At 66.4% G+C, this 12,728-nt stretch carries 13 protein-coding genes; all 13 read left to right on the top strand.

The features are described from left to right. Positions 1–81 precede the first annotated feature (81 nt). Positions 82–477, top strand: coding sequence for a flagellar basal body rod protein FlgB (gene flgB / locus AC5P66_RS08445; protein WP_005409576.1), 396 nt, complete (start codon positions 82–84; stop codon positions 475–477). A gap of 3 nt (positions 478–480) precedes the next feature. After that, positions 481–888, top strand: a complete 408-nt coding sequence (gene flgC, locus AC5P66_RS08440) for a flagellar basal body rod protein FlgC (RefSeq protein ID WP_005416461.1) — start codon at positions 481–483, stop codon at positions 886–888. A gap of 23 nt (positions 889–911) precedes the next feature. Further along, complete coding sequence (locus AC5P66_RS08435; RefSeq protein WP_005416460.1) at positions 912–1,595, top strand: flagellar hook assembly protein FlgD; 684 nt, start codon at positions 912–914, stop codon at positions 1,593–1,595. Positions 1,596–1,627: 32 nt separating this feature from the next. After that, the gene (gene flgE / locus AC5P66_RS08430; RefSeq protein ID WP_005416459.1) at positions 1,628–2,851 is read left to right on the top strand and encodes a flagellar hook protein FlgE; all 1,224 of its coding nucleotides are present in this window, start codon (positions 1,628–1,630) and stop codon (positions 2,849–2,851) included. 32 nt (positions 2,852–2,883) lie between these two features. Next, positions 2,884–3,633: a flagellar basal body rod protein FlgF gene (locus AC5P66_RS08425; protein ID WP_049412405.1), complete on the top strand. Its 750-nt coding sequence runs from the start codon at positions 2,884–2,886 to the stop codon at positions 3,631–3,633. Positions 3,634–3,736: 103 nt separating this feature from the next. Further along, the gene (gene flgG / locus AC5P66_RS08420; protein ID WP_005416457.1) at positions 3,737–4,522 is read left to right on the top strand and encodes a flagellar basal-body rod protein FlgG; all 786 of its coding nucleotides are present in this window, start codon (positions 3,737–3,739) and stop codon (positions 4,520–4,522) included. Positions 4,523–4,544: 22 nt separating this feature from the next. Further along, positions 4,545–5,237: a flagellar basal body L-ring protein FlgH gene (gene flgH, locus AC5P66_RS08415; protein ID WP_005416456.1), complete on the top strand. Its 693-nt coding sequence runs from the start codon at positions 4,545–4,547 to the stop codon at positions 5,235–5,237. Between the two features lie 8 nt (positions 5,238–5,245). Then, complete coding sequence (locus AC5P66_RS08410; RefSeq protein ID WP_049439677.1) at positions 5,246–6,376, top strand: flagellar basal body P-ring protein FlgI; 1,131 nt, start codon at positions 5,246–5,248, stop codon at positions 6,374–6,376. A gap of 1 nt (position 6,377) precedes the next feature. After that, complete coding sequence (gene flgJ / locus AC5P66_RS08405; RefSeq protein WP_100478063.1) at positions 6,378–7,577, top strand: flagellar assembly peptidoglycan hydrolase FlgJ; 1,200 nt, start codon at positions 6,378–6,380, stop codon at positions 7,575–7,577. Positions 7,578–7,585: 8 nt separating this feature from the next. Then, entirely contained in the window at positions 7,586–9,466 is a 1,881-nt protein-coding gene (flgK, locus tag AC5P66_RS08400; RefSeq protein ID WP_049412411.1) for a flagellar hook-associated protein FlgK, read from the top strand. Next, positions 9,463–10,665 carry a flagellar hook-associated protein FlgL gene (gene flgL, locus AC5P66_RS08395; protein WP_495216189.1) on the top strand — a complete coding sequence of 401 codons (1,203 nt, stop codon included), beginning with the start codon at positions 9,463–9,465 and terminating at the stop codon, positions 10,663–10,665. Before flgK ends, flgL begins: the two co-directional genes overlap by 4 nt. 419 nt (positions 10,666–11,084) lie before the next feature. Continuing rightward, positions 11,085–12,302 carry a flagellin gene (locus AC5P66_RS08390; protein WP_005416451.1) on the top strand — a complete coding sequence of 406 codons (1,218 nt, stop codon included), beginning with the start codon at positions 11,085–11,087 and terminating at the stop codon, positions 12,300–12,302. 72 nt (positions 12,303–12,374) lie between these two features. Next, positions 12,375–12,728 (top strand): flagellin N-terminal helical domain-containing protein (locus tag AC5P66_RS08385; protein ID WP_495202977.1); only part of this gene is annotated, 354 nt, incomplete at its 3' end.

Raw genomic sequence — 12,728 nt, 5'->3', positions numbered from 1 at the left:
CCGGCCAGCGGCCGGCACTACCCTCTCGAATTTGGCACACCCCTTGCAGCTTCCCGGGCAACGTTCCCGTGGGAGTGCACCGTGCGCAACCTGATTACCGACTACCTGGGCGTCCACGCCCAGGCCATGCCGTTGCGCGAACAGCGGATGAAGCTGATCGCCAGCAACCTCGGCAATGCCGACACCCCCGGCTACAAGGCCCAGGACCTGGACTTCGATGCCGCCCTGCGCCATGCCCAGGGGCAGGATGCCAACGGCCTGATGGCCACCACCCATGAGCAGCACTACGAAATCAGTAGTGGCCTGAACCCGTTCCAGATCGCGCGCGAGGGCGTGCAGCCCAGCCTGGACGGCAACACCGTCGATCCCGATGCCGAGCGTGCCGCCTATGGCCGTGCCGCGCTCGAGTACCGCGCCTCGCTCAGCTTCGTCGAGAGCAAGGTGCGTTCCATGCTGACCGCGATCACGGGGCAATAAGCCATGAGCAACCTGCCGATCTTCGATATCGCCGGCTCCGCGCTGCAGGCGCAGTCGGTGCGCATGAGCACCATCGCCTCCAATCTCTCCAACGCCGACACCGTGGCCGGGTCTGCCGACGCCGTGTACAAGCCGCTGGAGCCGATCTTCCAGGCCGTCACCAGCAAGAACGATCCCAACATCACCTCGGTGAAGGTGAAGGAGATCACCCAGAGCGAGGCGGCGCCGATCAAGCGCTACGAGCCGGGCCACCCGCTGGCAGACGCCGATGGCTACATCTACCAGCCCGACGTCGATCCGGTGGCGCAGATGGTCAACCTGATCTCGACCTCGCGCAATTACCAGGCCGGCGTGGAGATGTTGACCACCGCCAAGGAACTGGCCCTGGCCACCTTGACCATGGGCCGCTGAGGCCCGCAGCACCGGATACCGCCATGACCACCGCCGTCAACAACCAGACCAGCCAGGACGTCTATTCCGCGCTGGGCCTGAACGCCCCCAACAGCAACGCCACGAAAAAGAAGAACACGCTCGATCAGGCCGACTTCCTGCGCCTGATGACCGAGCAGCTGCAGCACCAGGATCCGCTGAAGCCGATGGACAACACGCAGATGGTCGCGCAGATGGCGCAGATGTCCACCGTGCAGGGCATCACCGATCTGAACAAGACGGTGAAGGGCTTCCAGGAGTCGATGGCCAGCGACCAGGTGCTGCGTGGCGCGGCGCTGGTCGGCCACCAGGTGCTGGTGCCGTCGGAAAAGCTGGTGCTGGAGAAGGAAGGCAGCGTCGAGGGCACGGTGGCCGCGCCGTCGGCCGGCATCATCACCGTGGATATCACCGATGCCACCGGCGCCAAGGTCACCTCGCTGAGCGTGGAAGCCAAGGCGGCAGGCGAAACCGCCTTCCAGTGGGACGGCAAGGACGCCAACGGCAAGCGCATGGAACCTGGCAAGTATTCCATCGTTGCCAACCATGTCGATACCGCCGGCAAAAGCACCAAGCTGTCCACCTATGTGCAGGCGCCGGTGGAAAGCGTGACCGTCGGGTCCGACGGCCTGTACCTGAACCTGAAGGGCCTGGGCACGGCCCCGATCGACTACGTGCTCCGCGTCAGCTGAGCCGCACATCCCGCATCAACCAGGAGCATCCCATGGGCTTCAATGTCTCGCTGTCCGGCATCAATGCCGCCAACACCGACCTGAGCGTCACCGCCAACAACGTCGCCAACGTCAACACCACCGGCTTCAAGCAGTCGCGCGCCGAGTTCGCCGATCTGTTCGCCTCCACCAGCTATGGCCTGTCGAAGAACCAGACCGGCTCGGGCGTGCGCGTCTCCAACGTCGCCCAGCAGTTCATCCAGGGCCACAACGAGCAGACCGGGCGCAGCCTGGACATGGCCATTTCCGGTGAGGGCTTCTTCACCATGAACATGAACGGTTCGCGCGTGTACTCGCGTGCCGGCAACTTCCAGACCGATTCGGCCGGCTACGTGGTCAATCCGCAGGGCGCGCGCCTGCAGGTGTTCGCGCCGAATGCCGATGGCACCAACTTCGATGCCGGCCGCCTGGTCGACCTGCAGCTGTTGACCACCGACAGCCCGCCGAAGCAGACCAGCGAAGTGAAGGTGGGCTTCACCCTGCCGGCCAACGCCAAGCAGCCCACCGTGGCCACGTTCGACCCGACCGACTCCAACAGCTACAACCACTCCAGCGGCGGCATCACCGTGTACGACTCGCTGGGCGTGAGCCATATCCAGGTCTCGTACTTCGTGAAGGGCGCCAACCCCAACGAATGGACCGTGCACAACTATGTCGATGGCCAGCCCGCTGGCACCCCGACCGCGGTCACCTTCGACAACAGCGGCAAGCTGACCGCCCCGGCCAACGGCAAGGTTGGCCTCGGCACCTTCACCCCGACCACGGGCGCTGGCCAGCTGAACATGACGCTGGACATCAGCGGTTCGACCCAGTACGGCGAGAAGTTCGCCCTGCGCAACACCCAGCAGGACGGCTACGCGGCCGGCAAGCTCAACGAAATCACTGTGTCCGAGTCGGGCGTGGTGTATGCGCGCTACTCCAACGGCGACGACAAGCCGCTGGGCCAGGTCGCGCTGACCACATTCAACAACACCCAGGGACTGGAATCGAAGGGCAACAACCTGTGGGTGGAGACCTTCGAGTCGGGCACGCCGCGCACCGGCATGCCGGACACCTCCAACCTCGGCAAGATCCAGGCCGGTTCGCTGGAAGCGTCCACCGTCGACCTCACCGAGCAGCTGGTCAACATGATCACCGCGCAGCGCAACTTCCAGGCCAACGCGCAGATGATCACCACGCAGGACCAGATCACCCAGACCGTCATCAACATCCGTTGATGAGCTGCTGACCCTGTCACGGAACTCCCCGCATGGATAAAGCCCTTTACGTGGCGATGACCGGTGCCCGCGCCTCCCTGCAGGCGCAGGGAACGCTCAGCCACAACCTCGCCAACTCGGACACTCCTGGCTTCAAGGAAGCGCTGGCCAACACCGAAGCCTTCCCGATCAAGGGTCCGGGCTTTGCCTCGCGGGTGGATGCGCTGCACGTCGACGCCGGCTTCAACCGCCGGCCCGGCGCGCAGCACATCACCGGCAAACCGCTGGACCTTGCACTGCAGAGCGGCACGTGGCTGGCGGTGCAGGCGAGCGATGGCAGCGAAGCGTATACGCGTGGCGCAGCCCTGTCGGTGACGCCGAACGGCCAGCTGGTGACCTCTGGCGGGCGCACGGTGCTGGATGACAACAACAACCCGATCGCCATTCCGCCCTACCAGGCGATGGAGATCGGCGCCGACGGCACGATCTCGATCATCCCGCAGGGCGAAGGCCCGCAGACGATGGCGCAGATCGGCCGGATCAAGGTGGTGCAGGCGCCGGACGAGCGCCTCGAGCGCGGGCTGGATGGCCTGTTCCGCAACACCGACCCGCGCCAGCCGTTCGCACCGGCACAGGGCACCGCCGTGCACAGCGGGCAACTGGAGGGCAGCAACGTCGATGCTGCCGGTGCGCTGGTGCAGATGATCCAGCTGCAGCGCCAGTACGAAATGCAGGTGCAGGTGATCAAGCACGGCGACGACAACGCGCGCAGCGCCAACAGCCTGCTCCGCCTGGGCAGCTGACGGATTTCCGGCGCCGCCCGGGCGCGGCGCTGGCACACCGCTTGCACACCCGCTACCAAGGGCCGCATTGCGCGGCCGGCTTCACCCAGACAGGACTCCGAAGATGAACCAGGCATTGTGGATCGCGAAAACCGGACTGGATGCGCAGCAGATGCGCATGTCGGTGGTTTCCAACAACCTCGCCAACACCAACACCACCGGCTTCAAGCAGGACCGCGCCAGCTTCGAGGACCTGCTGTACCAGCAGGTGCGGCAGCCGGGCGGCTCTTCGTCGGCGCAGACGCAGCTGCCGACCGGCCTGCAGCTGGGTACCGGCGTGCGCGTGGTCGCCACCGCCAAGAACTTCGAGCAGGGTGGCCAGCAGCAGACCGGCCGCGCATTGGACGTGATGGTCAACGGCCGCGGCTTCTTCGAAGTGCAGATGCCCGACGGCAGCTCGGCCTACACCCGCGATGGCTCGTTCAAGATAAACCAGGACAGCGAGCTGGTCACCAACAGCGGCTACCCGGTGCAGCCGGGCATCCAGATTCCCGAGGGCGCGCAGTCGGTCACCATCGGCAGCGACGGCACCATCAGCGTAAAGATGGCCGACAACGCCGCGTCGGTGGAAGTCGGTGCGCTGACCCTGACCGACTTCGTCAATCCGGCCGGCCTGCAGGCGCGCGGCGAGAACCTGTTCCTGGAAACCACGGCCTCGGGCCCGGCCCAGAACGGCAATCCCGGCCTGAACGGTCTCGGCACCGTGGTGCAGGGTGCGCTCGAAGGCAGCAACGTCAATGTGGTGGAAGAGCTGGTGTCGATGATCGAAACCCAGCGCGCCTACGAAATGAATGCCAAGGCGATCTCCACCACCGACTCGATGCTCGGCTATCTCAACAACAAGATCTGACCGGCCCAACCGGGAAACCGCCATGTCGCCCATTTCCAACCTCGCCCGTACTGCCCTCGCCTGCACCGTGGTCGCCCTGCTCGGTGGCTGTGTGATCGCGGGCGACGTGCGCCCCTATCCGGCGATGGCACCGATCCAGCCGATCATGCCGCCGCAGGCCGCGCCCACCGCCGGTGCGATCTACGCCGCTGGCCCTACCCTGCAGCTGTATTCGGACCGCCGCGCGCGCGATGTCGGCGACCTGCTGACGATCACCCTGCTGGAAAACACCACCGCGCAGACCAGCGCCAACACGGCCACCAACAAGGAATCCAACCTGAGCCTGGGCACGCCGTCCATCCTCGGTGCGCCGGTCACCCTGGGCGGCAAGGACATCCTCAGTGCCACCGCCAAGGGCGCGCGTGACTTCACCGGCAAGGGCAACAGCGCGCAGAGCAACCGCCTGCAGGGCAGCGTCACGGTCACGGTGATCCAGCGCCTGCCCAACGGCAACCTGGTGGTACAGGGGCAGAAGAACCTGCGGCTGAACCAGGGCGATGAACTGGTGCAGGTGCAGGGCATCGTGCGCCCGGGCGACATCAGCCAGGACAACACCATTCCTTCCAGCCGCGTGGCTGAGGCCCGCATCGTCTACGGCGGCCGCGGCCCGGTCGCGCAGTCCAACGCAATGGGCTGGCTGAGCCGCTTCTTCAATTCCGGCCTGACGCCGTTCTGAGTATGGCCATGAACTTCTCCTTCTCTACTTCCTGGCAGCGACGCGTGGCGTTGATTGCGTCGCTGATGCTGCTGATCGTGGCCGCCCCGGCCAGCGCCGAGCGCATCAAGGACCTCGCCCAGGTCGGCGGCGTGCGCGGCAATGCGCTGGTGGGCTATGGCCTGGTGGTCGGCCTGGATGGCAGCGGCGACCGTACCAGCCAGGCGCCCTTTACCGTGCAGAGCCTGAAGAACCTGCTCGGCGAGCTGGGCGTGAACGTGCCGCCGAACGTCAACCCGCAGCTGAAGAACGTGGCCGCCGTGGCGATCCACGCCGAACTGCCGCCGTTCGCCAAGCCAGGCCAGCCGATCGACATCACGGTGTCTTCGATCGGCAACGCGGTGTCGCTGCGCGGCGGCTCGCTGCTGATGGCCCCGCTGCGCGGCGCCGATGGCCAGATCTATGCCATCGCCCAGGGCAATCTGATCGTGGGTGGCTTTGGCGCGCAGGGCAAGGACGGTTCCCGTGTCTCGGTGAACGTGCCCAGCGTCGGCCGTATTCCCAACGGCGCCACCGTGGAGCGTGCCCTGCCCGATCCGCTGGCCAACGGCGGCGACATCACCCTGAACCTGCACAACAATGATTTCACCACGGTCTCGCGCATGGTCGCCGCGCTCAACAACGCGTTCGGCGAAGGTGCGGCACGCGCGATCGATGGCGTGACCGTCGCCGTCACCGCACCGACCGATCCGGGCGCACGCATCGGCCTGCTGGCGCGCATCGAGAACCTGGAACTGACCCCGGGCAGCGCCCCGGCCAAGGTGGTGGTCAATTCGCGCACCGGCACCGTGGTCATCGGCCAGCAGGTGCGGGTCGGCCCTGCGGCGATTTCGCATGGTTCGCTGACGGTGACGATCCAGGAGAACACCAACGTCAGCCAGCCCAATGCGCTGTCGGGCGGCCGTACCGTGGCCAGCCCTCAATCCACCATCACCGCCACCAACGACGGCAGCCGCATGTTCAAGTTCAGCGGCGGCACCACCCTGGACGAGATCGTGCATGCGGTGAACGCCGTGGGTGCGGCACCGGGCGACCTGATCGCGATCCTGGAAGCCCTGAAGCAGGCCGGCGCACTGAGTGCCGAGCTCGAGGTGATCTGACATGCGCATCAATCCCGCATTCGACCTGCACCCGGCGCAGCAGAACGATCCGGCGAAGATCGACAAGGTCGCACGCCAGCTGGAAGGCCAGTTCGCACAGATGCTGGTCAAGAGCATGCGCGATGCCAGCTTCGGCGACTCGCTGTTTCCCGGCGAGAACAAGATGTTCCGCGACATGTACGACCAGAAGATTGCCGAGGCGATGACCCGCGGCAAGGGCCTGGGCCTGTCCGGCATGATCACCCGCCAGCTGTCCGGCCAGGCCGCCGAAGGCCCGGCACTGGATACCCGCGTGGATCCGGCCAAGGCCAGCCGCGCTTACCAGCTCAACGCGCCGGCCAGGCCGGCACCGTCGCTGCCCCTGGAAGATGGCAGCCAGGCCGTGCGCATGCTGCAGCAGATGGCCGCAGGCGCACAGCACGGTGCGCAGGCGGCGCTGGCACCGATGGAGCAGGCACTGGACCTGATCGCCGGCCGTGAGAGCAGCGGCCTGCACCGCTCGCTGGGCACCGAGGATCCGTACATCGGCAGCCTGCAGGGCGAGGACTGGGCCGCCAACAGCGACCAGTGGACGGCGACGGCCAGCAATCGCGGCACGGCCGTGAGCCCGGCCGATGCCCTGGCCACGCGCACCGCCGTCGCCCAGCTCGGCGAGCACACCCCGGAGGGGTTCGTCGCCAGTATCTGGCAGCACGCACAGAGCGCGGCCAGGGAACTGGGCGTGGATGCCCGCGCCCTGGTCGCCCAGGCCGCGCTGGAGACCGGCTGGGGCAAGCGCCACATCAAGCACGCCGACGGCAGCACCTCGCACAACCTGTTCGGCATCAAGGCCACTGGCTGGAACGGCCAGCGCGCCACGGCAGGCACCCATGAATATGTCGATGGCGTGCGCCGCAACGAAACCGCCAGCTTCCGCGCCTACAGTTCACCGGCCGAGAGCTTTGCCGACTACGTGCGCCTGCTGAAGACCAGCCCGCGCTACCAGCAGGCCCTGCAGGCCGGCACCGACGTGCAGGGCTTCGCCCGTGGCCTCCAGCGCGCCGGTTACGCCACCGATCCGCGCTACGCCGCCAAGATCGCTGCGATCGCCGGCGGCCCGACCATCGAGCGCGCCGTAGCCGCCGTGGCCGACGCCGGCTCGCGCCTTGGCCAGACCTTCGCCAGCACCGCGACCGCGGCGCTGGGTATCACTCGTCGTTGAGGAACACCATGTCCAGCGTACTTTCCACCGGTACCGGTGCCCTGCTCGCCTTCCAGCGTGCGTTGGCGACCACCAGCCACAACGTGGCCAACCTCAATACACCCGGCTACAGCCGGCAGAAGGTGAACTTCGCCACCGCCGATCCACAGAACTATGGCTATGGCACGGTCGGCAACGGCACCCGCATCACCGACATCCGTCGCACGGCCGACCAGCTGGCGATTTCGCGCCTGCTCGACAGCAGCGGTGAGCTGGCGCGCCTGAAGCAGCTTTCGGGCATGGCCGACCGGGTCAACGCCCTGTTCTCCGATGCCGCCACCAACGTGGCCGGCGTCTGGTCGAACTTCTTCGACTCGGTCAGTGGCCTGTCGTCCAACGCGGCCGGCACCGCCGACCGCCAGAACATGCTCGACGGTGGCAAGGCGCTGGCCAACCGCTTCGTGCAGCTCAACACGCACCTGAACAATCTCAACAGCGAGGTCAACAACGGCCTGCTGGCCGGTGCGACCGAGGTCAACCGCCTTGCGCAGGAGATCGCGCAGATCAACGGTGCCATCGGCACCAACATTGCCTCGGCAGCACCGGACCTGCTCGACCGCCGCGACCAGCTGATCACCCAGCTGATCGGCTACACCGGTGGCACCGCGGTGATCCAGGACGGCGGCATCATGAATGTCTACACTGCCGGCGGCAACGCGCTGGTGGTGGGCACCACGGCGACCAAGGTCACCACCGTGGCCGATCCGTACCAGCCCGAGCGCCTGCAGCTGGCACTGGAGACCCAGGGCAACACCATCCGCCTCGACCCGAAAGCGGTCGGTGGCCAGATCGGTGGCCTGCTGGAATTCCGCGACACCGTGCTGACCCCTGCGCAGGCCGAACTGGGCAAGCTGGCGGTGGGCCTGGCCGAGAGCTTCAACCAGGTCCACCACCAGGGTGTGGATCTGTATGGCCAGATGGGCGGGGACTTCTTCAACGTCGGCAGCCCGCGCGTGACCGGCAACAACAGCAATACCGGAACCGCCAGCCTCAGCGCCACCTATGGCGACCTGGGCAAACTGGACGCACAGAACGTGGTGCTGCAGTTCGATGGCACCACCTGGAAGGCCAGCCGCGCCGACACCGGCGCCAGCATTCCCCTGACCGGCACCGGCACCGCCGCCGATCCGCTGGTGATCAACGGCGTGAACCTGGTCGTCGGCGGCACCCCGGCGGCCAATGACCGCTTCCTGCTGCAGCCCACCGCCGGCGTGGCCGGCAGCCTGGAGATGGCCATCACCGATCCGTCGCGCATTGCCGCGGCCGCCGCAGTCAAGGGCGCAGCCGCCACCGCCAACACCGGTACCGGCAAGCTGAGCGGCGTCACCGTCACCGATTCGGCCAACGCGAACCTGCGCAACCCGTCGGCGATCGTGTTCACGTCGGCGACCACCTACACCATCGACGGTGGCCCGCCGCAGACCTATACGCCTGGCCAGACCATCAGTGCCAACGGCTGGAGTTTCGTGCTCGATGGCGCGCCCAAGGTGGGCGATACCTTCAATATCACCCCGACCCCGGCCGGTTCGTCGGACAACAGCAACGCCTCCAGGCTGGCCAAGGTGGAAAGCACGAAGGCCTTCAACGCCGGAACGGTGACACTGAACGGTGCACTGGGTGGCCTGACCACCCAGGTCGGCGCAGCCGCCCGCTCAGCCGAGTACTCGCTCGATGCGCAGCTGGTGATCAATGACAAGGCACAGGAAGCCCGCGACGAGGTCTCCGGGGTGAACCTGGACGAAGAGGCCGCCGACATGCTGCGCCTGCAGCAGGCCTACCAGGCCGCCTCGCAGCTGATCTCCACCGCCGACAGCATGTTCCAGACCATCCTGGGAGCCGTCCGCCGATGAGCAGCCGCATCTCCACCAGCATGATGTTCAACCAGTCGGTGTCGCTGATGATGGCCAAGCAGGCCAAGCTCAGCCACCTGGAGCAGCAGATTGCCACCGGCAGCAAGATCGTCAGCGCCAAGGACGATCCGGTTGCCGCCGGCACTGCAGTCGGCCTTGATCGCAGCCTGGCCGCACTGGACCGCATGAAGCTCAACGCCGGCAATGTGCAGAACCGCCTGGGTGTGCAGGAAAACACCCTGGCGCAGGTCAACGACCTGATGGCGCGCGTCAACGATCTGACCATCCAGGCCAGCAATCCGGCGCTGAGCGCGGCGGACAAGAAGACGCTGATCACCGAGGTCAACCAGATCCGCGATGGCCTGCTGTCGCTGGCCAACGCCGACGATGGTACCGGCCGCTACGTGTTCGGTGGCACCAACGACGGTGACCCGCCGTTTGCCAAGATCAACGGCAAGGTGGTCTATCGCGGCGACCAGACCCAGCGCCAGGTTGAAGTCGGCCCCGATACCTATGTGCGCGACGCCCTGCCCGGCAGCGAGATCTTCATGCGCATCCCCACCGGCGATGGCTTCGTTGACGGCAGCGCCGCGGCCGGCAACACCGGCAACGGCGTGCTGACCAACATCACCCGCGACGGCAGCGACAGCTGGAACGGCCAGGGCTTCAGCGTGCGCTTCACCACCGGCACCCAGTACGAGGTGGTGGATGGTGCGGGCAACGTGACCGGCACCGGCACCTACAAGGCTGGCGACGACCTGGAAGTGAACGGTGTGCGCCTGCGCATCACCGGCGCACCGGCAGCGGGCGACAGCTTCAGCGTACAGGCCGCCAGCAGCCGCGACATCTTCTCCACCATGGACAACCTGGTCGCCGCGCTGGGTGCCGACACCGGTACCACCGCGCAGATGACTGCGCAGCAGAATCATCTGCAGAGCGCACTGCGCGACGTGGCGCGCGCCTCGGAGCGGATGATCGATTCGCGCGCTGCCGGTGGTGCGCAGTTGAAGGCGCTGGACAACGCGGCGGAGATGCGCGAGGCCAATGGCGTGACCCTGAAGACCACGCTGTCGCAGATGCGCGACCTGGATTACGCCGATGCACTGAGCCAGTACCAGCTGCAGAGCACCGCACTGCAGGCGGCGCAGACAATCTTCTCGCAGATGCAGTCGATGTCGCTGTTCAACAAGCTGCGCTGACGCCTCTCCTGCGTCACCCCTGAAAGGCCGCGATGCCCTGCATCGCGGCCTTTTTCTTTTGCGCGCTCCCGTGTTGTTGCCCTCGACGGACATGGCCTGGTGCTGCCTGGCGCAGGTTCCAGCCAATTTTCCGTGATTTTCCATCAAGCCCGACCCCGCCCCGCCGATACCTTCATCAGCGCTGGTCAGGCCCTGCCCGACCGCCCCTCCCGGGGTCGCTTCCACCCTGGCAACAGGGCTGAAAACCCCGGGAAAACAGCTTCAGGCAACGAATTCTGGCTTCAGCGGAATTCACGGCTAAAGGTTGTTGACAAAGCGCCGTTATTCATTTGGCAACGGCGAAGCACACAGCCACACAAAAAAACAGGCGGCGCTTCGTTTCATTCACCAACGGGTTCCATATAAGAGGAGACGACCCCATGGCACAGGTAATCAACACCAATACGATGTCGCTCAACGCTCAGCGCAACCTGAGCACCAGCGGCAGCTCGCTCGCCACCACCATCCAGCGCCTCTCGTCCGGCCTGCGCATCAACAGCGCGAAGGACGACGCGGCCGGCCTGGCCATCAGCGAGCGCTTCACCACCCAGATCCGTGGTCTGGACGTGGCCATCCGCAACGCCAACGACGGCATCTCGCTGGCCCAGGTCGCCGAGGGTTCGCTGAATGAAGTCGGCAACAATCTGCAGCGCATCCGTGAACTGGGCGTGCAGGCCTCCAATGCCACCAACTCGGCCAGCGACCGCAAGGCCCTGCAGGCCGAAGTGACCCAGCTGGTCTCGGAAATCGATCGTGTGGCCAAGCAGGCCGACTTCAACGGCACCAAGCTGCTGGACGGCAGCTTCACCAGCCAGCTGTTCCAGGTCGGTGCCAACGCCGGCCAGGCCATCGCCATCAACAGCGTGGTCAACGCCAAGGCCGATTCGCTGGGGGCGGCCACCTTTGCCAACGGCTACACCGGCACTGCGCTGGCGGTGGACAAGGCCACGGCCGACACCACCTACTCCGGCCTGCAGGTCTCGGTCACCCCGCCGGGCGGCACCGCCACCACGGTCACCATCAGCGACTTCACCGTGAAGGCCGGCGAGTCGATCACCTCGGCCACCGCTGCGGCGATCAACAACAAGCTGGGTGAAACCGGCGTGGTGGCCTCGGTCAATGCCGGCGTCATCAGCCTGGCTTCGGTCAAGGATGGCCAGACCTTCGCCCTGGGCGTCAGCGCGGCAACCCCGCCGGCCGGCGTCACCGCCGCGACCATTGCCGGCCTGGGCCTGACCGAGACCAGCACCAACGGCGGCACCCTGACCGGTGCGGCGGCCAGCTTCGTCAAGGACCTCAACGTCACCACCGCCGAAGGCGCACAGAAGGCGATGTCGATCGTCGACAAGGCCCTGGAATCGGTCAACAGCGTCCGCGCCGACCTCGGCGCGATCCAGAACCGCTTCACCTCGGTGGTCGCCAACCTGCAGACCTCCTCGGAGAACCTGTCCGCATCGCGCAGCCGCATCCGCGATACCGACTTCGCCAAGGAAACCGCCGAACTGACCCGCACCCAGATCCTGCAGCAGGCCGGTACGGCCATGCTGGCCCAGGCCAACCAGGTACCGCAGAACGTGCTCAGCCTGTTGCAGCGCTGACATGAGCCGCCCCCGGGGCACGTCGGGGGCGTCTGACCCAACTCACGTGCAACCGCTCAAGGACCTCTCCTCATGGCACAAGTCATCAACACCAATACGATGTCGTTGAATGCTCAGCGTAACCTGAGCACCAGCGGCAGCTCGCTGGCCACCACCATCCAGCGCCTGTCCTCCGGTTCGCGCATCAACAGCGCCAAGGACGACGCCGCCGGCCTGGCGATCTCCGAGCGCTTCGGCACGCAGATCCGCGGTACCGACGTCGCCATCCGCAACGCCAACGACGGCATCTCGCTGGCCCAGGTCGCCGAAGGTTCGCTGACCGAAATCGGCAACAACCTGCAGCGCGTCCGCGAGCTGTCGGTGCAGGCCTCCAACGCCACCAACTCGGCCAGCGACCGCAAGGCCCTGCAGGCCGAAGTGACCCAG

This window comes from Stenotrophomonas sp. YJH_SMC_122, assembly GCF_059369535.1.
The sequence above is the reverse complement of the archived record's forward strand: the minus strand, read 5'-3'. Positions and strand labels throughout refer to the sequence as shown.